At 29.2% G+C, this 26,595-nt stretch carries 18 protein-coding genes, 3 tRNA genes and 1 pseudogene; 17 read left to right on the top strand and 5 right to left on the bottom strand.

All coding sequences use genetic code 11. The features are described from left to right. Positions 1–123 precede the first annotated feature (123 nt). The 7 genes from BLT70_RS10930 (at position 124) to BLT70_RS10900 (ending at position 8,184) form a co-directional block, all read left to right on the top strand. A complete protein-coding gene (locus tag BLT70_RS10930; protein WP_091894345.1) occupies positions 124–1,446 on the top strand; it encodes a DUF4270 family protein in 1,323 nt (440 codons plus the stop codon). Position 1,447: 1 nt separating this feature from the next. Continuing rightward, the gene (locus BLT70_RS10925; RefSeq protein WP_091894343.1) at positions 1,448–2,692 is read left to right on the top strand and encodes a hypothetical protein; all 1,245 of its coding nucleotides are present in this window, start codon (positions 1,448–1,450) and stop codon (positions 2,690–2,692) included. A gap of 113 nt (positions 2,693–2,805) precedes the next feature. Next, positions 2,806–3,696: a 23S rRNA pseudouridine(2604) synthase RluF gene (rluF, locus tag BLT70_RS10920; RefSeq protein ID WP_091894341.1), complete on the top strand. Its 891-nt coding sequence runs from the start codon at positions 2,806–2,808 to the stop codon at positions 3,694–3,696. Between the two features lie 276 nt (positions 3,697–3,972). Then, positions 3,973–5,103, top strand: a complete 1,131-nt coding sequence (gene tgt, locus BLT70_RS10915) for a tRNA guanosine(34) transglycosylase Tgt (RefSeq protein WP_091897631.1) — start codon at positions 3,973–3,975, stop codon at positions 5,101–5,103. A gap of 60 nt (positions 5,104–5,163) precedes the next feature. After that, complete coding sequence (locus BLT70_RS10910) at positions 5,164–6,255, top strand: LptF/LptG family permease (RefSeq protein WP_172824411.1); 1,092 nt, start codon at positions 5,164–5,166, stop codon at positions 6,253–6,255. Beyond that, entirely contained in the window at positions 6,242–7,156 is a 915-nt protein-coding gene (locus BLT70_RS10905; RefSeq protein WP_091894340.1) for a DMT family transporter, read from the top strand. Before BLT70_RS10910 ends, BLT70_RS10905 begins: the two co-directional genes overlap by 14 nt. A gap of 74 nt (positions 7,157–7,230) precedes the next feature. Further along, positions 7,231–8,184: an acetyl-CoA carboxylase carboxyltransferase subunit alpha gene (locus tag BLT70_RS10900; RefSeq protein ID WP_091894338.1), complete on the top strand. Its 954-nt coding sequence runs from the start codon at positions 7,231–7,233 to the stop codon at positions 8,182–8,184. 86 nt (positions 8,185–8,270) lie between these two features. Here the strand turns inward: BLT70_RS10900 and BLT70_RS10895 are convergent, their stop codons facing one another. Next, complete coding sequence (locus BLT70_RS10895; protein ID WP_091894336.1) at positions 8,271–9,296, bottom strand: TlpA disulfide reductase family protein; 1,026 nt, start codon at positions 9,294–9,296, stop codon at positions 8,271–8,273. 114 nt (positions 9,297–9,410) lie between these two features. On the opposite strand from BLT70_RS10895, the gene hutH reads away from it, so the two are divergent. After that, positions 9,411–10,919, top strand: a complete 1,509-nt coding sequence (hutH, locus tag BLT70_RS10890) for a histidine ammonia-lyase (RefSeq protein ID WP_091894334.1) — start codon at positions 9,411–9,413, stop codon at positions 10,917–10,919. 586 nt (positions 10,920–11,505) lie between these two features. On the opposite strand, the gene BLT70_RS10885 is transcribed toward hutH, so the two are convergent. Continuing rightward, on the bottom strand, positions 11,506–14,082 hold the full coding sequence (locus BLT70_RS10885) for an ATP-dependent Clp protease ATP-binding subunit (RefSeq protein WP_091894332.1): 2,577 nt from the start codon (positions 14,080–14,082) through the stop codon (positions 11,506–11,508). 263 nt (positions 14,083–14,345) lie between these two features. Here BLT70_RS10885 and gyrA point away from each other — a divergent pair, with 263 nt between their 5' ends. Both gyrA and BLT70_RS10875 read left to right on the top strand, forming a co-directional pair. Further along, entirely contained in the window at positions 14,346–16,865 is a 2,520-nt protein-coding gene (gyrA, locus tag BLT70_RS10880) for a DNA gyrase subunit A (protein WP_091894330.1), read from the top strand. Between the two features lie 28 nt (positions 16,866–16,893). Next, complete coding sequence (locus BLT70_RS10875) at positions 16,894–18,141, top strand: tetratricopeptide repeat protein (protein ID WP_091894328.1); 1,248 nt, start codon at positions 16,894–16,896, stop codon at positions 18,139–18,141. 50 nt (positions 18,142–18,191) lie between these two features. Here the strand turns inward: BLT70_RS10875 and BLT70_RS10870 are convergent. Then, positions 18,192–18,958 (bottom strand): annotated as a pseudogene (locus BLT70_RS10870) (NlpC/P60 family protein). A gap of 15 nt (positions 18,959–18,973) precedes the next feature. Further along, a complete protein-coding gene (locus BLT70_RS10865; RefSeq protein WP_091897626.1) occupies positions 18,974–20,149 on the bottom strand; it encodes an acetyl-CoA C-acyltransferase in 1,176 nt (391 codons plus the stop codon). A gap of 137 nt (positions 20,150–20,286) precedes the next feature. Between BLT70_RS10865 and BLT70_RS10860 the strand changes: the two genes are divergently transcribed. The 5 genes from BLT70_RS10860 to BLT70_RS10840 all read left to right on the top strand — a co-directional run bounded on the left by BLT70_RS10860 (position 20,287) and on the right by BLT70_RS10840 (position 24,089). Then, positions 20,287–22,350 carry an HD family phosphohydrolase gene (locus BLT70_RS10860; RefSeq protein WP_091894326.1) on the top strand — a complete coding sequence of 688 codons (2,064 nt, stop codon included), beginning with the start codon at positions 20,287–20,289 and terminating at the stop codon, positions 22,348–22,350. 102 nt (positions 22,351–22,452) lie between these two features. Beyond that, a tRNA-Ser gene (locus tag BLT70_RS10855) sits at positions 22,453–22,536 on the top strand. 16 nt (positions 22,537–22,552) lie between these two features. After that, positions 22,553–22,630: transfer RNA gene (locus tag BLT70_RS10850), tRNA-Pro, on the top strand. A gap of 26 nt (positions 22,631–22,656) precedes the next feature. Next, positions 22,657–22,730: transfer RNA gene (locus BLT70_RS10845), tRNA-Arg, on the top strand. A 177-nt stretch (positions 22,731–22,907) separates the two neighbouring features. Further along, on the top strand, positions 22,908–24,089 hold the full coding sequence (locus tag BLT70_RS10840) for a site-specific integrase (protein WP_091894324.1): 1,182 nt from the start codon (positions 22,908–22,910) through the stop codon (positions 24,087–24,089). Positions 24,090–24,169: 80 nt separating this feature from the next. Here the strand turns inward: BLT70_RS10840 and BLT70_RS10835 are convergent, their stop codons facing one another. Then, the gene (locus BLT70_RS10835) at positions 24,170–24,370 is read right to left on the bottom strand and encodes a helix-turn-helix domain-containing protein (protein WP_091894322.1); all 201 of its coding nucleotides are present in this window, start codon (positions 24,368–24,370) and stop codon (positions 24,170–24,172) included. A 103-nt stretch (positions 24,371–24,473) separates the two neighbouring features. On the opposite strand from BLT70_RS10835, the gene BLT70_RS10830 reads away from it, so the two are divergent. Beyond that, entirely contained in the window at positions 24,474–24,890 is a 417-nt protein-coding gene (locus tag BLT70_RS10830) for a hypothetical protein (RefSeq protein WP_091894320.1), read from the top strand. Positions 24,891–25,135: 245 nt separating this feature from the next. Further along, positions 25,136–26,497, top strand: coding sequence for a leucine-rich repeat domain-containing protein (locus tag BLT70_RS10825; protein ID WP_157691890.1), 1,362 nt, complete (start codon positions 25,136–25,138; stop codon positions 26,495–26,497). Positions 26,498–26,595: the final 98 nt, after the last annotated feature.

Below are 26,595 nucleotides of genomic sequence, written 5' to 3'. Positions count from 1 at the left end.
TAAAAGTTGTTAATTATAGGTTTTAGAGGTGTTTTTTAATGTTAAGTCTATAAAAAAGTGTTGTTTGTATATTTTATGATTTCGTATGATAATTAGCCTAATATTTTTGCCACAAAAAGTAAAATGAGGTATTTAATTATTGGTTTTATAAGTTTTGTTTTTCTAGCATCTTGTGATACCGACGAAACAACAACTTACGAGGTTGGAAGTGATTTTATAGAAAACGATGTTCGAGTAAGAGTAATTGATACTTTTGCTATAAAAGCAGGAACTTTTAAATTAGATTCTTTGCTAACTTCTAGTACTAATAGAATTTTATTAGGTAGCGTAAAGGATGATAATTTAGGTAATTTAACTGCAAAATCTTATATGCAATTAATAACATCTACTTACAGTGTAAGTACAGATGCTGTTTACGATTCTATAGGCATGATTTTAAATTATGATAGTTATTACTATGGAGATACCACAAAAGTACAAACCTATAAATTACATAGAATAACAGAAACTTTTGAACCTATTGAAGGTGATTACTTTTATAACACTTCTTTTTTAGATTATGATGATGAGACTTTAGGAGAAATTTCATTTACACCAAAACCAAATAGAGAAACAGATTCTCTTTTTATTAAAATGGATAATGTATTAGGTAAAGAAATTTTTGATAAAATTGTTGATAACGATATTAATAATTCTGATGATTTTTTACAATATTTTAAAGGTTTAGCAATTATTCCAGAAACTACACAAAATACGCATGTTTTAGGTTTTAATGTTTCTGCAACATCATCATTATCTGGTAATTCGTGTATGCGTTTGTATTATTCAATAAACGATGATGATAGTGAGGATAATAGTTATTATATAGATTTTGTAATTTCTGGCGCTGCAAATCAATTTAATCAAATAGAAACAGATTTATCTAGTTCTGTTTTAGGAAATTTAGAAGATGAAGAAGAAATAAAGTTAAGCGAAGATACTAACGATTTAATTTTTGCACAATCTGGGTCTGGAATTGCTGCAAGAATAGAAATGCCTTCTATAAAAAAACTTTTAGAACTCTCAGAAAACGCTACCACATTAAGTGCAACTCTTAGCTTTAATCCTTTATTAGGTAGTTATGATGAAAACAATCCTTTACCAGAATCATTATTAGTATATATAGTAGATCACAAAAACAGAATTATAAAAACACTTTCTGATCTTGATGGTAATGTAACTTCTGCAATTTTATACAAAGATGATAGTGAGTTTAATGACAATATCTATTATTCAATTGATTTAAGCGGATTTGTTGAAGAAATTTTATTTTCAGACATCGATTTAAATTATGCTTTAATGATACAATATCAAGATTATTCTAACAATGTAAATAACTTGGTTATAGAAAATAATTTAAGTACAAATAATAACGTAAAATTATCAGTAAAATATTTAAACTATTAAGATGAAAAAGAAAATAATATTAATAGTATTAGTAGCTTCAGTAAACGTTTTATGTGGTCAAAATAACTCTAATACCCCGTATTCTTTATTTGGCTTAGGTGTAGAAAATAAAACTGCAACAGGTGGTTTAACGGGTTTAGGAAATACAGGAGTTGCACAATCTAATCCGTATGAAATAAATATTTTTAACCCAGCAAGTTTAGGTAATATTCTACAAAAATCTTTTCTATATGAGTTTGGTTTAAATGCTACTTATTCAACTTTACAAACAAATAGTATAACTCAAACGAGTAATAATGGCAATATTTCTCATGTTGCTATTGCTTTTCCTGTAAAAAAAGATTGGGGAGTAGGAATTGGTCTTTTGCCATACACAAAAACTGGTTATAATGTTGATCTTGAAAGGCCCATAGAAGGTTCTGCAGATTCTTATATTACAAGAATTACTGGCGAAGGAGGTTTAAATAAATTTTATTTATCAACAGGTTTTAAAGCACTTAAAAATTTATCTTTTGGTGTAGATTTATCTTTTCTTTTTGGTTCTATAGAGCAAGAAAGCCTTTTGTATACAGATTCTTTTGTTTCTATTAATGATCAAAATCATTATGGAGGTGTAAAATTAAAAACAGGTTTTCAATATAAATTGCCAAATGTTAAAAAAATAGAAACAACTTTTGGTGGTACTTTAGAGTTGCCAACATCTTTAGGAGGTACACAAACAAGAACATCTTACAAAACAACTTTAGGTGGTACGGCTTTATCTATAGAAGATGAGGTAGAAAATGATTTAGAAGACTTCGAGCTTCCGCTTTCTTACGGATTTGGATTAACATCTGTTATAAATAAAGAGTTTACAACTAGCTTAGATTACAGAAAAATACTTTGGAATGATACAAATCAGCAGCAAAATAACGAGCGATATTTAGATCAATCTATTTATGCATTTGGTTTAGAATATATGTCGTCTAAAGACAAGTTTAATTATTCATCAAACATAAAATATAGATTTGGACTTAATTATAACACTGGGTTTTTAAAGATATCTAATCAACAAATAGATAGCTATTTTATTTCTTTTGGGGTAGGTTTACCAATGAGAAAATATAGTAATAGTAATTTTAATGTTTCTTATTCTTATGGTAAAGAAGGTACATTAGAAAATAATTTAATTCAAGAAGATTTTCATAAACTAACTTTAAATCTAAATTTTGTGGGTAAATGGTTTGAAAAAAGAAAAGTAGATTAAATAATAAGTTAAAAACTATTATTTTAGAAAGTTTTTACTCTAAAAATTAATTTTTCAAGAAGTCGTTTTAAGCCCCTAAAATAGTTTGTACTTTTGCAGAAAATTATTTTCTTTTGGATACCAATAATCAAAAATCAATAAACTTAAATAAGTACATAAGTTCTTCGGGAATTTGCTCTAGAAGAGAAGCAGAAAAATTTATAAACGAAGGTAGAGTTACCATAAATGGCAAACCAACACAATTAGGCAATAGAGTTGCCAAAAAAGATGTTGTAAAATTAGATGGTAGATTGGTAGAGCCTAAAAATGTAACTTTATATATTGCTTTAAATAAACCAGTTGGCATTGTTTCTACTACAGATGAAAGAGAGCCTAACAATATTGTAGAATATGTAAATTATCCAGAACGTTTATTTCCAATTGGTCGTTTAGACAAACCATCCGAAGGATTAATTTTTTTAACAAATGATGGCGATATTGTAAACAAAATTTTACGTGCAGGAAACAACCACGAGAAAGAATATTTCGTTTCGGTAAACAAATCGATTACAGCAGATTTTATAGAAAAAATGGCAAACGGAATTCCTATTTTAGGAACCGTAACAAAAAGATGTTTTGTAGAAAAAGTAAGTGATAAAATTTTTAAAATTATTTTAACGCAAGGCTTAAATCGCCAAATTCGTAGAATGTGCGAATACTTAGATTATGAAGTTACCAAGTTAAAACGAACCAGAATAATGAATGTAGAGCTTGGTTATTTACAAACAGGCGATTGGCGAGAATTAACAGAAGACGAAATGAAAGAAATTAATAAAATGATTTCTACATCGTCTAAAACCCAAGAAGCTTCTGTAGTAAAAGAAAAACCAAAAAAGCAGGTTTCAAAGAAAAAAGCAGCACCAACAAAAAACGATTTCAACAAAAAAAGTGCTTCTTTTAGAAAATCATCATCAAAAAATAAAAAGAAAAATTCTGGTTTTTCGGCAAAAAAGAAACGCTGGTAGTTTTTGGGCGTTACCTTACAGGTCAGGCTTTACATTGCAATCTTTTTTATTTAAAAAAATAAAAAAGGATTTCCATTTCAATCCTTAACGCGCCTATTTACCAAGAAAAAGAATAGGTAAACTTTTTTCATTTTTTATAACACTTCAATTCATTTCTCTATTCTTAAATAATACTATCTTTGCCAACAATGAAATAAATGAGAGAACGAAGTAGAAATGCGTATTCTTTTATTTTGTAATTAATTTTAATTGCAAAAATCATCAAAATTTAAACGATTGAAATTCGACTTAAAAATTACCGACCCAAAATCTAAGGCAAGAGCAGGATCAATTACTACAGATCATGGAGTAATAGAAACACCAATATTTATGCCTGTGGGAACTGTTGGAACTGTGAAAGGAGTTCATCAAACAGAATTAAAAAACGAGATAAATCCTGATATTATTTTAGGAAACACATATCATTTATATTTACGACCAGGTTTAGATATTTTAGAAAAAGCTGGTGGTTTGCATAAGTTTATGAATTGGGATAGAAATATCTTAACAGATTCTGGCGGTTATCAAGTATATTCTTTATCCGGAAGAAGAAAAATAAACGAAGAAGGTGTAAAGTTTAAAAGTCATATTGATGGTTCTATGCATCATTTTACGCCAGAAAATGTAATGGAAACCCAACGAACAATTGGCGCAGACATTATTATGGCTTTTGATGAGTGTACACCTTATCCTTGCGATTATAATTACGCAAAACGTTCTATGCATATGACGCATAGATGGTTAAAAAGATGTATTAATCATTTAGATAAAGTGCCGTACAAATACGGTTTTGAGCAAACTTTTATGCCAATTGTGCAAGGAAGTACGTATAAAGATTTGCGTCAACAATCTGCAGAATATATTGCAAATTCTGGTCAGCAAGCAAATGCTATTGGTGGTCTTTCTGTGGGTGAACCTGCAGAAGAAATGTATGCAATGACAGAAGTTGTTACAGCAATTTTACCAGAAGACAAACCACGTTATCTAATGGGAGTTGGTACACCAATAAATATTTTAGAAAATATTGAGTTAGGTATAGACATGTTCGATTGTGTTATGCCAACAAGAAATGCTAGAAACGGAATGTTATTTACAGCTCATGGAACCATTAACATCAAAAATAAAAAATGGGAAGATGATTTTTCTCCAATTGATGAACTAGGTACAACTTGGGTAGATACTTTTTACACAAAAGCATATTTACGTCATCTTTTTGCCGCAAAAGAAATGTTAGGAAAACAAATTGCATCTATTCATAATTTAGGGTTTTATGTTTGGTTAACTCGAGAAGCAAGAAAGCATATTATTGCTGGCGATTTTAGAGAATGGAAAGATAGAATGGTAATACAAATGGATAAAAGATTATAGATTGTCTAAACGCTTTAATCTTTAGGTAATTAAATAATTACACGTTTAAACGAATTAAATTTGAAAATAATAGATTGGTACATATTAAAACGGTTTTTGGTAACATTTTTGTTTACCTTATTAATCTTGATTCCTATTGCTGTTGCTATTGATATATCAGAAAAAATTGATAACTTTTTAGAACATGCAGATTTAGGATTCTATCAAATTGTAAATGAGTATTACGTAAATTTTATTATTTATTACACCAACACATTTATGCCTTTGGCATTATTTATTGCTGTAATTTTATTTACCTCAAAACTATCAAATAACACAGAAATTATTGCAATTACAAATGCAAAAGTTTCTTTTACTAGATTTATGTACCCTTATTTTATAGGTGCAACTTTAGTAACAATATTATCGCTTTTAATGAATCATTTTGTGGTTCCTAATAGTAGTAAAGTTAGAAAAAAGTTTGAGAAACAATATATAAATAGTAGAAAGCAAAAAAATGAATTAAAATATGTAAATGATTTTAGCCTGCAATTAACAGATAGTACCTATATATTTATAAGAAGGTTTGATACTGATAGAAATTCTGGTTACGATTTTTCTTCTGAGCTTTATGATGGTTTAAAATTAAAATCAAAATTAGCAGCAGATAATATTAAATTTAATCCTAAAGATTCTGTATTTACAATTCATAATTGGAGAAAACGTCAAATATATAAAGACAGAGATAGTATTTTTTCTGGTAATAAAATAGACACAGTTTTTAATTTTACACCAAAAGATTTAATTTATAAATCGGCCCTTTCGCAAGAAATGCCATCAGACGAATTGATAAAATTTATTAGGGTTTCAGAAAAAAGAGGAGTTAAAAATTTAAATGCATATTTTGTAGAGTTCCATAAAAGAACCAGTTTGCCAATTGCAACTTACATTCTTACAGTTATTGCTGTTGCCCTAGCTTTTAGAAAGAAAAGAGGAGGTACAGGAATCAATTTAGCAATAGGAGTTGGTATTATGTTTATGTATGTTTTTTTAATGAAAATTTCTGAAGTTTTAGGTGCTGTTGCTGGTGTAAATTCGTTATTATATGTTTGGATGCCAAATTTATTTTTTGGGTTAATTGCTGCTTACCTGTATTATAATGCTAGAAAATAAGCTTAAAAATTATCTCTTATTACATCTTATTGTATTTATTTGGGGATTTACTGCAATACTTGGCGCATTAATTTCTATTGATGCAATTCCGTTAGTTTTCTTTAGAATGGGATTAGCCGTTTTGTTTATTGCTATTTATTTTCTTGTTAAAAAGAAAAGTTTTTATTTAAATAAAACAGGAGTTATTAAATTTTTATTTACCGGAATTGTCATTGCAACACATTGGATTTTCTTTTTTAAAGCCATAAAAGTATCAAATGTTTCTGTAGCTTTAGTAACCATGAGCACAGGTGCTTTTTTTACATCACTTATAGAACCATTATTTTTTAAAAGAAGAATTAAATTACTAGAAATTATTTTCGGTTTTATTGTTATTTTAGGTCTATACATCATTTTTAATTTTGAAAGTCAGTATAAATTAGGAATTATCTACGCATTAATCTCTTCGTTTTTAGGTTCATTATTTGCTGTATTAAACGGTCTTTTTATCAAAAGGTATGATGCAAATAGAATTTCTTTTTATCAACTTTTATTTGGGGTACTTTTTGTAACAGTTTACCTATTTTTTAATAATAGTTTTTCAGCTTCTTTTTTTGATTTATCAAAATCAGATTGGATGTATTTAGTTGTTTTAAGTAGTATTTGTACAGCTTATGCTTTTATTGCATCTGTAAAAGTGATGGAGTTTTTATCGCCATATACCGTAATGTTAACCGTAAATTTAGAACCAATTTATGCTATTATTTTAGCGTTATTTATTTTTGGAGATAAAGAAAAAATGAATCCTGAGTTTTATTTAGGCGCAGGTATTGTACTAGGTGTTGTTTTGCTAAATGGTGTTATTAGTAATAAATCGAAAATTAAGGAGAAGTTTTTACAAAAGACAAAACTAAAAAAATAAACTCAATTTGCTTTAAAAAGCAATATTTATAGTATGTTTGTTAATCCAAATAACTATATCAAAATAACTGTAAGATGGAATATTTAGATTTTGAAATGCCAATAAAAGAGCTAGAAGATCAGCTTCAAAAATGTGAAATTATTGGTACAGAAAGTGATGTAGACGTTACTGCAACTTGCAAAAAAATTGAAAAAAAATTAGCAGAAGCTAGAAAAGATATTTATAAAAATTTAACGCCTTGGCAAAGAGTTCAGCTTTCTAGACACCCAAACAGACCTTATACTTTAGATTATATAAGAGCCATTTGTGGAGACACTTTTATGGAACTTCATGGAGACAGAAATGTGAAAGATGATAAAGCAATGATTGGCGGTTTAGGTAAAATTGGCGATCAATCTTTTATGTTTATTGGTCAACAAAAAGGCTTTAATACTAAAACTCGTCAATTCAGAAACTTCGGAATGGCAAATCCTGAAGGATATAGAAAAGCGTTGCGTTTAATGAAAATGGCAGAAAAATTTGGAATTCCTGTTGTTACTTTATTAGATACTCCTGGTGCGTATCCTGGTTTAGAAGCAGAAGAACGTGGACAAGGTGAAGCAATTGCTAGAAATATTCTTGAAATGACTCGTTTAAAAACACCAATTATAACTGTTGTTATTGGTGAAGGAGCATCTGGTGGAGCTGTTGGTATTGGAGTAGGAGATAGAGTGTATATGATGGAAAATACTTGGTATACAGTAATTTCTCCAGAATCTTGTTCTTCTATTTTATGGAGAAGTTGGGAGTTTAAAGAACAAGCTGCTGCTGCATTAAAATTAACAGGAACTGATATGAAAAAGTTAAAGTTAATTGATGGTATTATAAAAGAGCCAGTGGGTGGAGCTCATACAAATAGAGAAGGAGCTTTTAAAGCTGTAGAAAAACAAATAGTATTAGCTTTCGAAGAATTAAAAGGTTTATCTGATGCAGATTTAGTAGCACAAAGAATGGATAAGTACTGTAATATGGGAGTTTATAAAGAGTAGTTTTTATAATTGATAACATAAAAAAAAGCGAAATTCTAAATTTAGAATTTCGCTTTTTTTTATCTCTAATTAATTTCTATCAGAAACTAAATTCCTAAAGATGTAAATAAAGTTTTTAATGCAGGATCAGAAGGTCTTGGCGCATTTGCGTTTACAATGTTTCCTTCCGGATTTATTAAAATAAATCTAGGAATAGCATTAATTTGATATGCTTGTTGAAAAGAAAAATCTTGACCAGACCATAATTGAACTCCAGACATATTTCTGTCCTTTACAAAATCTCTCCATTTTTTTTCTGCAGCTTCCCAAGAACCACCACTTCTTTGAGATTCATCAGTAGAAATACTTACAAATTCAATATTTTTACCGTGATATTCTTTTTCTAAAGTTTGTAAATAAGGTATTTGTTGAATACAAGGTCCACACCAAGTTGCCCAAACATCAATATAAACATACTTGCCTTTAAATGATGATAATGATTTTACACCACCTTTTATATCTGCATAATTTTCAAAAGTAGGAGATGGCATTCCTTTGCCCATATTTTTACTTGAGTTATATGCATTATTAAAATAAGTAACGATTTGTTTATTTTGAGCAAGCATTGTGGTGTATAAAGTACTATCTAAGTTGCTGTAAGAATTTAAAATACTATCATACTCAAATTTAATTTGATCCACTTTTTTCTTAAAAGCATCTTCTTCTAAATCTAAAATTAATTGAGGATTTCCAAGAGTTTGACTTTTTTCAATCTGCGCAAGAATAAAATTACTGTTAGAAGAACCTTCGCCAGAAAACTTTAAACTTTTCATAAAATCTTCAATATCACCATTTACTGTAATATCATATCCATTTTTTAAATAAATAGGAGCTCTATTGTTGTTTGTTTGAATTGTATAAATAGCACCAGTTTCAATTTTTAAAGTATCTTTAAAAGCACCATCAGTATTTATTTTTATTTTTTTTACAATTCCTAGTTGATTTGCAATTGATACAATAGAATCTTTATTGTTTTCTAATTTACCAGAAAGTGATAAGTAATCCTTTGGATGTTTATTGCCGCAAGCACTTAATAACACCAAACCTAAAAGTATAAGACTAATTTTTTTCATTATAAAATATTAAAATTTTGAACAAATATAAAATATTAATTCTGAGAAAAATAGTTAAAATCGTTTGTATATGCAGCTTTGAATTTGCACTTTTGATAAAATTTTATCCAACACATGAACATATTTCATTATATAGATACAAAACCTCTAGATTTAACTAAAATTCAAGAAATTATTTCTTCGGATAAAAAATTAGCTTTATCAGAAATTGCAGTTCATAAAATTGAAAAATGCAGGGCTTATTTGGATGAAAAAACGAAATCGATTTCGAAACCAATCTACGGAATTAACACAGGTTTTGGCGCTTTGTATAATGTAAAGATTGATGATAATAATTTACAAAAATTACAAGAAAACTTAGTAATGAGCCATGCTTGTGGTACAGGAGATGAAGTACCAAAAGAAATTGTGAAATTGATGATTTTATTTAAAATTCAGGCATTAAGTTTTGGTCATTCTGGTGTACAATTGGCAACTGTAAATAGGTTGATTGATTTTTACAACAACGATATTATTCCTGTAATTTTTACACAAGGTTCTTTAGGCGCTTCTGGAGATTTATCGCCTTTAGCACATTTATCTTTGCCTTTAATCGGTTTGGGAAAAGTGTATTATAAAAATGAGCTAATTTCATCAGAAGAAGTATTAAAGATTTTTTCTTGGGATAAAATAAAACTGCAATCAAAAGAAGGTTTAGCATTATTAAACGGAACACAATTTATGTCTGCATACGGAATTTATTGCCTCTTAAAAGCGCATAAATTATCATATTTAGCAGATGTAATTGGCGCAATTTCTTTAGAAGGTTTTGATGGAAGAATTGAGCCTTTTAACGAGTTAATTCATTTTGCAAGACCACATAACGGACAAATAAAAACGGCGAAAAGAATTAAAGATTTATTGGAAGATAGTGAGCTAATTGAGCAAGAAAAGCAACATGTACAAGATCCGTATTCTTTTAGATGTATGCCGCAAGTTCATGGCGCAACAAAAGATACTATAAAGTTTGTAACCAAAACTTTTTTAACGGAAATAAATTCTGTTACAGACAATCCTAATATTTTTGTAGATGAAGATGAGATTATTTCTGGTGGTAATTTTCATGGGCAACCTTTGGCGTTAGGATTAGATTTTTTAGCAATTGCATTATCAGAATTAGGAAACATATCAGAAAGAAGAACGTATCAATTAGTTTCTGGTCACAGACATTTGCCACCTTTTTTGATTTCAAATCCCGGATTAAATTCAGGTTTTATGATTCCACAATACACAGCAGCAAGTATTGTAAGTCAAAATAAACAATACGCAACGCCTGCAAGTGTAGATTCTATTGAGTCTAGTAACGGACAAGAAGATCATGTTTCTATGGGCGCAAATGCTGCCACAAAGTGTAAAAAAGTAGTTGATAATTTACAAACTATTTTAGCAATAGAATTGTTTACAGCTTCACAAGCTTTAAGTTTTGCAAACGGAAAAAGTTCTCCTTTTTTGGAAAGTATTGTAAGTATGTTTAGGCAAGAAGTTACAATTGTAGATGAAGATAGAGTGCTACATTGTGATATTGCAATTGCTTCTGATTTTATTACTTCTTTAGAAATTGATAGTTTAGAGTTGTTTGAGTAAGTTTTTGTATATATAGTTGTGTGTTTTCTTGTTAGGAAATGCCAAATATAAATGGAGAAAGTATGCTTCCAATAGAATTAATTTATCCGATGTAAATAATTTTTTATTTACATTGATGTGGTTATTTAAAAAATAAGATTGATAATGACTATTTTTATAATGTTGGATTTTTTTTATAAGAATTTTAAAGCTATATTTTTTTCTCCAGATTCTTCTGTTGTTTTATTATGCTTTTTTTATTTCTAAGTAATGAGCTAGTTGTCCAATTTTGATTTTAAAATTCATCATAAATTACTTGTTTTTCTTTTTTTTTTATTTATTAAATGTTTTACTGAAAAAAAGATTAGAACTAAGCTTGATAATGTTGAAAAAGTGCCAATAATCATTAAGGCTTTATAAGATAATGTAATTTCTAAAAAAATCATGTTTTAATTTTAATTTTGAAGTTTTAAGATTTTATACTCGAATCTACTACTTCTGTTTGCCAGAACGAAGTTATGGTATTAAAACAAAATTTTCTAAGGGGAAAAACCCCCTTTTTTTGATGTAAAAAAAATCCCAAACTTTCGTCTGGGATTTTCTTTTTTTAAGATTCTGTCTCTGTCTCTGTCTCTGTTTTTGTTTCAGGTTTCTTTTTGCCTTTTTTAATTTTAATGGTGAGTTCATTTTTCTCATCATCTAAATCCATAGAAATAGTGTCTCCTTCAGAAAGTTTTGAGTTTACAATTTCTTCTGCTAAAGCATCTTCAATATATTTTTGAATAGCTCTTTTAAGTGGCCTTGCTCCATATTTTTTGTCAAAACCTTTATCTGCTATGTAATCTTTTGCTTTTTCACTTAACTCTAACGTGTAACCTAAATCTGCTATTCTTTTTAATAGTTTATCTAGCTCAATATCTATAATAGAATGTATATTTTCTCTTTCTAAAGCATTAAATACAATAACATCATCTATTCTGTTTAAGAATTCAGGAGCAAAAGATTTCTTTAAAGCTCCTTCAATTACAGATTTTGCATGTGCATCGGCTTGTTCTTGTTTAGAAGAAGTACCAAAACCAACACCGCCACCAAAGTCTTTTAATTGACGAGCACCAATGTTAGAAGTCATAATAATTATGGTATTTCTAAAATCAATTTTTCTACCTAAACTATCAGTAATATGTCCATCATCTAAAATTTGTAATAACATATTAAACACATCTGGATGTGCTTTTTCAATTTCATCTAAAAGAATTACAGAATACGGTTTTCTTCTTACTTTTTCTGTTAATTGACCACCTTCTTCATAACCAACATAACCAGGAGGCGCACCAATTAAACGTGAAATGGCAAATTTTTCCATGTATTCGCTCATATCAATTCTTATTAGAGAATCATCAGAATCGAATAATTCACGAGCTAAAACTTTAGCTAATTGAGTTTTACCAACACCAGTCTGTCCTAAGAAAATAAAAGAACCAATAGGTTTATTAGGATCTTTTAATCCAACTCTATTACGTTGAATCGCTTTTACAACTTTCGTTACAGCTTCGTCTTGCCCAATAACTTTACCTTTAATTAATGAAGGCAGTTCGTGTAATCTATGCGTTTCTGCTTCTGCAACTCTGTTTACAGGAATTCCTGTCATCATAGAAACTACTTCTGCAACATTATCTTCAGTAACAATTTCTCTGTTTAATTTAGAATCGTCTTCCCATTGTTTTTGGGCAGAGTTTAGAGCTGCTTCAATGTTTTTCTCATCGTCACGTAATTTTGCAGCTTCCTCGTATTTTTGACCGTTAACAGCTTTTGTTTTGTTATCTCTTATCGTTTCTAGTTGTGTTTCTAATTCTAAAACTTGTTTAGGAACCACAATATTTGTAATATGAATTCTAGATCCAGCTTCATCTAAAGCATCAATTGCTTTGTCTGGCAAGTATCTGTCTGTCATATATCTATTCGTTAATTTTACACAAGCTTCAATAGCATCATCTGTATAATTTACATGATGATGTTCTTCATATTTGCTCTTAATATTTTGTAAAATTTGTATAGTTTCTTCTACGGATGTTGGGTCTACAATTACCTTTTGAAAACGACGTTCTAAAGCGCCATCTTTTTCGATATTAGTTCTAAATTCATCCAACGTAGTTGCACCAATACATTGTATTTCGCCTCTTGCTAAAGCTGGTTTTAACATGTTAGAAGCATCTAAAGATCCAGTTGCGCCACCTGCTCCAACTATGGTATGAATTTCATCAATAAAAAGAATAATATCATCATTCTTTTCTAATTCGTTCATTAAGGCTTTCATTCTTTCTTCGAATTGACCTCTGTATTTTGTGCCTGCAACTAAGCTTGCTAAATCTAGAGAAACAATACGTTTGTCAAACAGAATTCTAGAAACCTTTCTTTCAATAATTCGCAAAGCCAAACCTTCTGCAATGGCAGATTTACCAACGCCAGGTTCTCCAATTAACATTGGGTTATTTTTCTTTCTACGACTTAAAATTTGAGAAACTCGTTCAATTTCTTTTTGACGACCAACAACAGGATCTAGTTTGCCTCTTTCAGCCAAGTCAGTTAAATCTCTACCAAAATTGTCTAAAACCGGAGTTTTAGATTTTTTTACATTTTTACCTTTTTGGGGTTGATCAAAAGGATTTGATTTTTCTGATGCATAATCTCCATCATCCGACGGCGTTTCTGCAATTGGGTTAGAGGGTAAATCTGCCTCAGAGTTATCTACATGTAGTTGTTTATACAAAGCTTTTGCTTCATCATAGTTTACATGATATTTTTGAATCAACTTGGTAGTTGGGTCATTTTCGTTTCTTAGAATACACAGCAGTAAATGTGCCGTATCAATAGACTCGCTTTGGTATAATTTAGCTTCTAAAAAAGTTGTTTTTAAAGCTTTTTCTGCCTGCCTAGTTAAGCTTAAATTCGGCTTATCTGTGTTTATAAATGAAGGATTTGAAGGGTTTAGTAGCTCTAATTTTTTGCGTAGTAAACTTAAATCAACATCAAATGCTGCTAAAATTTCTATTGCTTTTCCTTCTCCTTTTCTAATTAATCCTAATAGTAGATGTTCAGTTCCAATAAATTCGTGCCCTAATCTTAAAGCCTCTTCTTTACTAAAAGTGATTACATCTCTAACTTTTGGTGAAAAATTATCGTCCATATTTCTTTCTATATTGATGTAAATTTAGTCCTTTTTTTTATAAATAATTACAAAAAATATGCCAATACTATAAAACTGACAGTTTGACTACGTTAGAACAATATAGAAAACTATTGGAAATCAAGCAAATAATAAGGTGTTAAATATTATAAAAAAATGTTGATAACTCTGCTTAATTACAGAGGTTAAACCGTTTGTAAATACTGTAGAAATTAGTATCTTGCCTTGTTTTAAAAATTTGAATAAATATTAATAAAATATATATGGCAGAGGGAGAAAAGTTGATTCCTATTAACATTGAAGATCAGATGAAAGCTGCGTACATTGATTACTCAATGTCAGTAATAGTTTCAAGGGCATTACCAGATGTAAGAGATGGTTTAAAACCAGTGCACAGAAGAGTGTTATTTGGTATGCATGAGTTAGGAATTAAAGCAACTGGATCATATAAGAAATCAGCAAGAGTTGTTGGTGAGGTTTTAGGTAAGTTTCACCCACATGGAGATACTTCTGTTTATGATTCTATGGTTAGAATGGCACAACCTTGGAGTGTGCGTTATTTGATGGTTGATGGTCAAGGGAACTTTGGTTCTATAGATGGCGATTCTCCAGCAGCAATGCGTTATACAGAGGTTAGAATGCAAAAAATATCAGAAGATATGTTAGCTGATATTGAAAAAGACACTGTAGACCACCGTTTAAATTTTGATGATACTTTACAAGAACCAACTGTTTTACCAACTCGTATTCCTAATTTATTAGTAAACGGTGCTTCTGGTATTGCTGTAGGTATGGCCACAAATATGGCACCTCATAACTTAACAGAAGTAATTAATGGTACTATTGCTTACATTGAAAATAGAGATATTGAGGTTGATGAATTAATGCAGCATGTTACTGCGCCAGATTTCCCTACAGGAGGTATAATTTATGGTTATGATGGTGTTAGAGAAGCTTTTCATACTGGTCGTGGGCGTATTGTAATGCGTGCCAAAGCGGTTATTGAAGAGGTTAAAGGTCGTGAGTGTATTATTGTTACAGAAATACCTTATCAAGTTAATAAAGCAGAAATGATTAAAAAAACTGCCGAACTTGTAAATGATAAAAAATTAGAAGGTATTGCTAATATTAGAGATGAATCTGATAGAAATGGTATGCGAATTGTATATGTATTAAAAAGAGATGCAATACCAAATATCGTTTTAAATAAATTATTTAAATATACACAATTACAATCTTCTTTTAGTGTAAATAATATTGCGCTAGTAAATGGTAGACCAGAACAATTAAACTTAAAGCAACTTATTCATTATTTTGTAGAACACAGACACGAAGTAATTGTTCGTAGAACAGAATTCGAATTAAAGAAAGCAGAAGCAAGAGCTCATATTTTAGAAGGATTAATAATTGCTTCTGATAATATCGATGAAGTAATAAAAATTATTAGAGCTTCTTCTAATGCAGATGAAGCAAGAGAAGCTTTAATTGAGCGTTTTGAATTAACAGAAATTCAAGCAAAAGCAATTGTAGAAATGCGTTTGCGTCAATTAACAGGTTTAGAGCAAGATAAGTTAAGAGCAGAATTTGAAGAAATCATGTTAACAATTGCAGACTTAAAAGATATTCTTGCTAATGAGCCTAGACGTTACCAAATTATAAAAGACGAATTACAACTTATTAAAGACAAGTATGGTGATGAGCGTAGATCTGTTATAGAATATGCTGGTGGTGATATGCGTATTGAAGATATGATTCCTGATACTAAAGTTGTGGTTACCATTTCTAATGCTGGTTACTTAAAGCGTACAAATCTTGAAGAGTATAAAGTTCAAAATAGAGGAGGTAGAGGTCAAAAAGGTGCAACAACTAGAAATGAAGATTTCTTAGAGCATTTATTTGTAGGTACAAACCACCAGTATATGATGTTCTTTACACAAAAAGGAAAAGTATTCTGGATGCGTGTTTATGAAATTCCTGAAGGAGGTAAAAACACCAAAGGTAGAGCAATGCAAAACCTTATCAATATAGAACAAGATGATAAAGTAAAAGCATTCTTAGTAACACAAGACTTAAAAGACGAAGATTATATTAATAGTCATTATGTAATAATGGCAACTAAAAAAGGTCAAGTTAAAAAGACTTCTTTAGAGCAATATTCTCGTCCAAGAACAAACGGAATTAATGCAATTACCATTAAAGAAGGAGATGAATTATTAGAAGCTAAACTAACAACTGGAGACAGTCAAGTAATGTTAGCATTAAAATCTGGTAAATCAATTCGTTTCGAAGAAGCAAAAACTCGTCCAATGGGTAGAACTGCTTCTGGAGTAAGAGGAATTACATTACAACATGAAAATGACGAGGTAATTGGTATGGTTGCTGTAAACGATATGGAAAGTAACATCTTAGTTGTTTCTGAAAAAGGATATGGAAAACGTTCTAAATTAGAAGACTACAGAGTTACAAATAGAGGAGGTAAAGGAGTTAAAACTTTAAATATTTCTGATAAAACGGGTGGTTTAGTAGCTATTAAAAATGTAGATGATTCTAACGATTTAATGATTATTAATAAATCTGGTCTTACTATTAGAATGGCAGTAGAAGATTTACGTGTTATGGGACGTGCTACACAAGGTGTTCGTTTAATTAAGATTAAAGCAGATGATAGCATTGCTGCTGTTGCAAAAGTGGTACATGAAGAAGAAGTTGAAGACGAGGATGTTGCTGCTGAAAACGAAAATGGCACGGAAATTGAAAATGATACAAATGAAAATCAAGAATAAAAATAAATTAAATTAAACACTCATTAAAATGAAAAAACAAATTATAGCACTTTCTCTTGGATTGATGACCATTGGAGCATTTGCACAGAAAAACGAACTAAAGGCTGCTGAAAAGGCACTTAAAAAAAGTGATTTTAAAACAGCTAAAGAAATTGTTCTTTCTTTAGAAGGTACAGAAGCTTCGATGGATGCTAAATATAAAGCTAAGTATTATTATCTTAAAGGGCAAGCTTTTGGAAAATCTAATGTAAAGAAAGCAGCAGAAGCGTATAACCAATTATTTGATTACGAAAAAGAAACAGGGAAGCAGAAATATACTAAACAAGCACAACCAAAATTAAATGATTTAATTCAATTTGTTTCTACCAAAGCAGTTAAGTTTTATAATGAAGATAAAGATTTTAAAAATGCTGCAAAAAATTTTTATTTAACGTATAAGTTAAGTCCTGCAGATACATCATTTTTATATAATGCAGCGATAAGTGCTTCATTAGCTAAAGAATATGATGCTGCTTTAGGTTATTATAAAGAATTACAAGAAGTTGGTTATACTGGTATTACAACACAATATTTAGCTACTAACAAAGCTACTTCAGAAGTAGAAAATTTAGGTTCTAAAGCTAATAGAGATGCCATGATAAAGTTTGGTAAATATAGTAACCCAACTGATAAAACTTCAGAATCTAAGCGAGGAGAAATTATTAAGAATATTAGCTATATTTATATAAATCAAGGTAAAACAGACGAGGCAATTGTTGCTATCAAAGAAGCTAGAAAATCAAATCCAAAAGATTTAGATCTTTTATTAAATGAAGCTCAATTATATATTAAATTAGAGCAAATGGATAAATTTGGTGCTTTAATGCAAGAAGCTATTGAGTTAGACCCAACAAACCCTACTTTGTTTTTTAACTTAGGTGTTGTAAACGCTAACGAGAAACATACAGAAGAAGCTATTGGATATTATAAAAAAGCAATTGAATTAAAACCAGATTATGCAGATGCTTATATGAATTTAGCTGTAGCAATTTTATCAGGAGAACAAGAAATTGTTGCTGAAATGAATAAGAACTTATCAAATATTAAAAAATATGATGAGTTAGAGCTTAAACAAAAAGCGTTATTTAGAAGAGCTTTACCATATTTAGAAAAAGCAGATGAACTTAATAGATCTGAAGAAACTGTAAGATCTATTTTAAATATTTATGATATTTTAAGAATGAATGATAAAGCAGATGCTTTAAGACCAATTTATAAGAAAATGAGAGGTCAATAATATTCTCAATTGATATAAAAAAAACCGAAACTTTAAAGTTTCGGTTTTTTTTATATCAATTTTTTAATAACTCTAAGCTTGTGTGTGTGTTTATGCAAATCGGCATTAAAAATTCCACTATGATCTAAAGTGTCAATTCTAACTTTGCCATGTGTGTGTATTATATGATAATCATTTAAAATGATGCCTACATGTATAATTTCACCTTCTTCATTATCAAAAAAGGCCAAATCACCTGGTTCACTTTCTTCAATAAAACTTAATACTTCACCTTGTTTAGCTTGTTGTTTAGCATCTCTAAATAGTTTGTAACCACAAAGTTTATAAACCATTTGCGTAAAACCAGAACAGTCAATACCAAAAGGAGTTTTTCCTCCGTATAAATATGGTGCATTTAAAAAAGTAAAAGCATTTTTAATAATTTCATTTTTAGAAAGTTTTCCGCTAAAAACAGCACCATCGTATGTATAGCTTTTAGAATTTATTATAAACTTATTATTAATTAAATTTGGTAATCTAGCACCTAAAGGAATTGTAATTAAATCGTTGGTAGAACTAGATATGAAATCGATAATTTCTCCTGAATAAAATTTTTTTGTTCTGATAACTTGTAGAAAAAATCTTCAGTTATTTCTTCATATTGTTTGTTATCTACATATCCTTCGTAATCATCAAAAAACATTTTAACTTTACTAAAATATTTACCTTTTTCTAGGATGGTAAATTGTTCGCCAAATAGCATTTGACTAGTCATTTCTGACTTATCTGAAGCTTCTGTTCTTAAGGGAACTATACTAAGATTACAAATACCGAAGATCAATTGTATGCTATTTTAAATTTTTTCAATAATCATTGCACTTGCACCACCACCACCATTACAAATTGCTGCGGCACCAATTTTAGCATTATTTTGTTTTAAAATAGATGTTAAAGCAATTACAATTCTTGCTCCAGAAACTCCTAAAGGATGTCCTAAAGAAACTGCACCACCATTTACGTTTACTTTATCATTAGTAATATTTAAAATTTTCATATTGGCTAAACCAACAATAGAAAAAGCTTCATTTAGTTCAAAATAATCAACATCAGCCAAAGACATATTTGCTTTTGCCAAAGCTTTAGGTAATGCTTGTGCAGGTGCAGTTGTAAACCAGTTAGGTTCGTGTGCAGCATCTGCATAACTTACTATTTTTGCAATCGGATTTATATTTAATTCTTTAGCTTTATCAGCAGACATTAATATTAAAGCAGCACCGCCGTCATTTATGGTTGATGCATTTGCAGCAGTTACGGTTCCGTTTTTTGTAAACGCCGCTCTTAAAGCCGGAATTTTATCTATTTTTACATTTTTATATTCTTCATCTTCAGAAAAAATAATTGGTTCTCCTCTTCTTTGAGGTATAGAAACGGGTACTATTTCATCAGAAAATTTACCTTCGCTCCAAGCTTTTGCAGATCTATTGTAAGATTCTATTGCAAATGCATCTTGCTCTTCTCTAGAAAAACCATATTCTGTTGCACATTCATCTGCACAAACTCCCATCGCAACATTATCATAAGCATCTACCAAACCATCTTTTTGCATACCATCTTCCATGGTTATTGGTCCAAATTTAGAACCTTTTCTTGCATGTTGATAATGTGGAATTGAACTCATGTTTTCCATCCCGCCAGCAACAACAACATCAGCATCGCCTAAAGCAATAGTTTGAGCGGCTAACATAATAGCTTTCATACCAGAAGCACAAACTTTATTTACAGTTGTACAAGGCACAGTATTAGGAATGCCTGCATTGATTGCGGCTTGTCTTGCAGGAGCTTGACCTAAACCAGCAGAAACTACATTACCCATAAAAACTTCATCAATTAAATTAGCTTGTAAGTTAATTTTAGATAAAGCGCCTTTTATTGCAGTTGCGCCTAAAATAGGAGCGGGAATTGAAGATAAACTTCCCATAAAACTACCAATTGGCGTTCTTGCTACTGATACTATTACAACTTCTTTCATACGTTCTGCTTTGTATTTTTCAATTCGAAAATATATGGCTAAAATAACCAAATAAAATCAAATTGAAATCTTAATAGAGATGTAATTTTTAAGCTTCATAATTTTACTGTAAGTTTGTTGTAATAAGAGAAATAACAATGAGTGAAATAATAAATAGAATCTACAGAAATAATACCTTTATATATAAGGTGTTTTTATTTTTAATTACTACTGTAGCTATTGTGTATTTGTTTCCTAAAGGTGGGCAATTTAAATACGATTTTAACAACGGTCAGTTATGGAAGTATGAAAATTTATACGCACCTTTTGATTTTGCAATTCAAAAAACGGCAGAAGAAATTAGTCAAGAAAAAAAAGACATTGAAACAAATGCAAAAAAATACTTTACATATGATACAAGTATTTTTTCTGATGTAAAAAAAACATTTAGTAGTAGAGTTAATCTTATAAAACCAACAGATTCTATTTCGAGAGTTGAAATTAACGAATTAAAAAAAATAGGAGAAAAAGTTATTCAAGATGTTTATAGTATTGGTTTTTTAGAAGTTGTAAGTGAAGTTAGAGTATTAAAAAAAGATGAAATTGTAGCAATTATAAAAGACAATGAAGTAAAAGATGTTTTGTTTAAAAACTTACTTACGTCTAAAAATGTTTTAGAAATTATTCATATTAGATTAGGCAAAGAACCTTATTCTTTTGGGCAAAAGCAAATGTTAAATATTTTAGCAAGCATCATAAAGCCCAATGTTTCTTATAATAATCAATACACCAGTAAAATAATAGAAAACGATATTAGTCATATTTCTTACACCAGAGGAAAAGTATCTGCAGATGAGCTTATTATTTTAAAAGGAGATATTGTAGAAGGACGAAAATTAGCCATCTTAAATTCTTTAAAAAGTGAATTTAATTCTAAAGTTTGGTCTGATTCTAATTATCATTGGATTGTTTTTGGATACACAATTTTGGTTTCTTTAGCACTGTTGATGTTGCTATTGTTTTTACATAAAAATAGAATAGAAATTTTTGAGAATAACACAAAAGTAACCTTCATATTTTTTAATGTATTTGCCATGATTTTTATACAAACCTTGGTTATAAAATACAATCCAGAGTACTTATATGTTGTTCCTTTAAGTGTATTGCCTATAATTTTAAAAGCTTTTTTCGATGCTCGTTTAGGGTTATTTGCGCACGTTTTAACAGTGTTGCTTTTAGGGTACATTGTACCAAACAGTTTCGAGTTTATTTATTTACACATTATTGCTGGTATTGTAACGATATTAACAGTTTCAGAATTGTATAAGAGAGCTAACTTGTTTATTTCGGTAGCACAAATTACTGTTATTTATATGATTACTTATTTTGCATTTTCTATTATTAAAGAAGGAAATGCATCGCAAATAAATTGGGATTATTTTATGCTTTTTGCAGCCAATGGATTACTGTCATTTTTATCATTAATATTAATTTATATTTTTGAGAAAGTTTTTGGGTTGGTTTCTGATGTTACACTATTAGAACTATCAAACACAAATACAAAGTTGTTAAGAGAGTTAAATGAAAAAGCTCCAGGTACGTTTCAACATTCTATGCAAGTTGCTAATTTAGCCGAAGCAGCAGCAAATGAAATAGGAGCAAACTCAATGTTAGTAAGAACAGGTGCTTTGTATCATGATATTGGTAAAATGTTAAATCCAATGTATTTTGTAGAAAATCAATCTACGGGAGTAAATCCTCATAATGATTTATCACCAAGAGATAGTTCTAAAATTATTACAGATCATGTTATAAAAGGGGTAGAATTAGCTAAAAAATATAATTTACCAGATAGGATTATAGATTTTATTAGAACACATCATGGTACGAGTTCTACATATTACTTTTATAAAAAAGAGCAAGAATTAAATCCAGATACCAAGGTAGATATCAAAGAATTTCAATATCAAGGGCCAATTCCGTTTTCTAAAGAAACTGCTATTTTAATGATGTGCGATTCGGCAGAAGCAGCATCAAAAAGTATAAAAGTTCCTACAGCGCAAACAATCAGTGATTTAATAGATAAAATTATTGATAAACAGATGGCAGATAATCAATTTTTAAATTCTGATATTACTTTTAGAGAGATTAAAGTCATTAAAAAAGTAATCAAGAAAAAGTTAATGAACATTTACCATTTAAGAGTTGAATACCCCGAATAAAAAAAATATAAAAAAAAGACAGAAAGTATTTGTTTAATTGTTTTTTGAGTAGTACATTTGCACTCGCAATTTTAAAGAAGTGCGAATAAGTTCTAAATTTTAGGAGAGGTGCCAGAGTGGTAATGGAGCAGATTGCTAATCTGTCGACGGGTGACTGTCGCCAGGGTTCGAGTCCCTGTCTCTCCGCAAATTTAATTTAGTTCGGGGTGTAGCGTAGCCCGGTCATCGCGCCTCGTTTGGGACGAGGAGGTCGCAGGTTCGAATCCTGCCACCCCGACCAAGTTGTCGTAGCAACTTAAAAACTACGGGCTCTTAGCTCAGCTGGATAGAGCACCTCCCTTCTAAGGAGGCGGTCGAAGGTTCGAATCCTTCAGGGCTCACTTAAACCTTCACAGAAATGTGAAGGTTTTTTGTTTTCTATAGGTTTTGTAAGGGTTTAGAGATACTTTGGATCATTTTCAATATTAACTTCAGAATAAACTAAACCTTTAATTAAAGGGTAACTTTTAGGTACCTACTTTTTAGAAAAGGTACCCACTTTTAAAAAAATTAAAACTATGAATAACTTCAAACTAAATATATTATTTGTTTTACAAAAAATTAAAATAAATAAGAAAGGGCAATGTCCTATAAAGTGTAGAATTACATTTTTAAAAAGTAGAAAAGAATTCTCTACAGGTATTTTTATAAATCCAGATTATTGGGATAGTGGTAAGCAGAAAGCTTTGCCTCAAAACAAAGAAAACATCATTTTAAACAACAAATTAAGCCTTATTCATCAACAGATAGATAAGGCTTTTTTAATGCTCCAAATCCTCCCAAATGACTTTGATGTAGATGATATTTATAGGAAATATAAAGGAGAAGATTCTAAAGAAGAAATTACCATTTTAGGAGCTTATGATTTACATAATGACAAGACTAAAAAACTAATAGGAATAGATTTTAATAAATTATCTTGGAGTAGATATGTGGAAAGTAGAAGGAAAGTAGCGTTATTTATTACTAAGTTCTATAAAAGAAAGGATGTTAAGCTAAAGGATTTAGATCTGAAGTTTATTCAAGATTTGGAATATTTCTTTAAAACAGAATTAAATTTAAAACAAGCTACTGTATATAGGAGTATCCAGCGAGTAAAGAAAATTATTCAGTTTGCAATTTCAGAGAACTATTTGAAGAAAGATCCATTTCATCTATATAAAAATAAGAAACATAAAACTGTTATTATTTATTTGACAGATGTAGAGTTAAAGAAGTTAGAGAAACACAATTTTAGTCAAGTGAGATTACAGCAAGTAAAAGATATGTTTATATTCTGTTGTTACACAGGTTTAGCTTATACAGAAATGTCAACTTTGACAACTAAAAATATAGAAATTGGTTTTGATGGTAAAGAATGGATTCAGATGATACGTAAAAAAACGAATAGGAAAATATCCATTCCAATTTTACCAAAAGCAAGAGAGATTTTAGATATGTATGATAACAAGTTGCCAACTTTAAGTAACCAAAAGTTTAATTCATATTTAAAAGAGATTTCAGAGTTAGTTGGTATTCATAAAAAATTAACTCATCATACTGCAAGAAAAACTTTTGCGACAACAGTATTATTATTTAACAATGTACCTATGGAAATTGTATCAGAATTATTGGGTCATTCTAATATGAATGTAACGCAATCTCATTATGGTAAAATTGTACAAAAGAAAGTCAGTGATGAAATTAATAGGCTTTATTAAAATAAAAACTCCACTTCTAAGAGAGGTGGAGTAAATTGCTATGAAAAAGAAAAAAGAAATTTCTTTCTATTCAAATATATTTATTTAAAATCAAACAAATCTTTGACTTCAATATTCAATGCTTTAGCTAATACAAACAAAGTTGAAATAGTTGTATTTATCTCTCCTCTTTCAATTCTACCTATTTGTGATATTGATATATCGCAATCATTTGCTAAATCTTCTTGTGAAAGATTACAATTATTGCGGAGTCTCTTTAGGTTTAAACCAAAAGCCCTCATAAATTCAATATTCTTAACTTTTATCACATAGTAAAAGTCAATAAACCTGCAATAATTAATAGACGCATATATGCGTTTTTGTATGTATATTTACTAAAAAAAAATGAAACTAGAAGAAAGATTTCCTAATTATAAAAATGCGTTTTTCTCTGTAATGGGAGAGTATAACCCAGCAAAAGGGTATAGCGATACAAACCAAATATCCTTTGTTCTAAGACAATCTAAAATAAATGGAAATAGAGCAGTTGATTTTTTTGAACTTAATCGTTTAAATGATGGTTCTGTGTATTATAAAATAGAGACGATGATTGGTCTTAAATTAATACTAACAAATGAATCACATAAAATTGAAGATGATTTAAGTTATCTCGAATGGATTGATCTAATCCAGAATGTAAATATTAAGCACTTTTTTAATCCAGAATATCAAGCTTTAAAAGAAGGTTTTGTAAAACAAAAAGGAGGTTGTACCACTGTATTTTTGTTTTTTACTGTGCTAGCTTTATTTTTCATTCTCTAAACCATTTATAAAAATAACCAACTAATAATAATTAAAAAAAAATGAAATTCACAATAATTTTTATAACCCTTATTATAATTTACTTTTGGGTAAAAGAGCAGATTAAAGAAAAAAAAATAACTAATTCTATTAATGAAAATGCCGTAAAGAAAAAAAAGATTCATAAAAAAGAAGTTGCCTCAAGAATAACTACTAAAGAAATGTATAGTTATTTCTATTCTTTTGTTTTTTCAAAATCCTTAAATATGGCAGTTGTTCAAGCATTTAAAGATGTCGATATATTAAAAACAATTTATTCTTATGATTCATTTCCTGTAGTGTCTTCTGGATTATTCTCTCCATATCTTTATAAAGAAAGAAGAATAGAATCTACTATGACCTCTAGAGGTGATGGTATGGTGGAAATACAATATAGTGGAGGGGTTATTGATCTAGAGGAAAAACTATATACAATCAATAGTGATTTAAAAATGATTGAGTTAAAAATTTATGATGGAAATAAAGATTTAAACTCAATTTATTCAATTTTATTTTTTGTAGAAGGTATTGGGGAGAAAATTCATCATTATGTAATTACAAATGAAATAGATGTTAATAAAAAGAAAGTATTAAGTATTGATTCAGAAGGATATTCTCTATTAATTAAATCTATTAATAATGATGAATTCAATATAAAGAAGGTTATTGATGAAATAGCTTCAACTTTTTCTGTTAAAAAAGATGTTAATATACCAATAGCGAGTAACGAGGGCGTACTAAATATTGATTGGTGGAATGATTTAGAGGATGATTTGAAAAAAAGGTTAAACTTTTTTATAAATATACCAAGTCACAATTTTGATGAATTTGAGATGAGAGGATTACATTTGGAAAAGAATATAATAAATTTTATAGATGTTAATGGAGTTGTTGAGGTTCCTTGTAGGGGTAAAATTGATGAATTGGTTAAAGTAGAAAGTTTAAATTTATCTAATTTAAATATAGAAAATCTAAAATTTCTTAATTGTTTTACCCATTTAGAGTGGTTAAATTTAGATAATAACAAAATAGTAGATATTAGCCCTCTTGTATCTCTTAAAAACCTTAAGACCTTATTGTTAAAGAATAATGAAAATATTAATTTTGAGCTTCTGAAAAAAATACAATGTTTAGGGCATTTATCCTTAAGTGAGAATAATATTCAGAATATTGATTTTTTAAGTGAATTAATTAATTTAGAATATTTATCATTAAGTGAAAACAATATTGAAGATATAACCCCATTAAAAAAATTAATCAACTTAGAATACCTATTATTAGACGATAATAAAATACAAGATATTTTTATTTTGAGAAATTTAACAAATTTAATAACTCTTCATATATCACGAAATCAATTAAAAAATATTGATGCATTTAGCGAGTTAACAAATTTAGAATCACTGTCATTTATGGATAATCAGGTAGAGAATGTGATGCCTTTAGAAAATTTAAAGCAATTAGAAAGTTTAGCTTTATATGGTAACCCTATAAGTTTAAATGATAAGAAAAAACTATCCAATTTGTTGCCAAAATGGGAATATGAAATAGATATAACAGATATTTTAACTCCTTTTATAAAAGATTAAATAAGGTTGTTTTTAATGTAATTTTGGATTCTTAATAGATTAGGTATTAAGTTATTTAACAAGGAAAAGATAAATCAAAATAAGATTGATTAAGTTAA

The organism is Polaribacter sp. KT25b, from assembly GCF_900105145.1.
Lineage (GTDB): Bacteria > Bacteroidota > Bacteroidia > Flavobacteriales > Flavobacteriaceae > Polaribacter.
The sequence above is the reverse complement of the archived record's forward strand: the minus strand, read 5'-3'. Positions and strand labels throughout refer to the sequence as shown.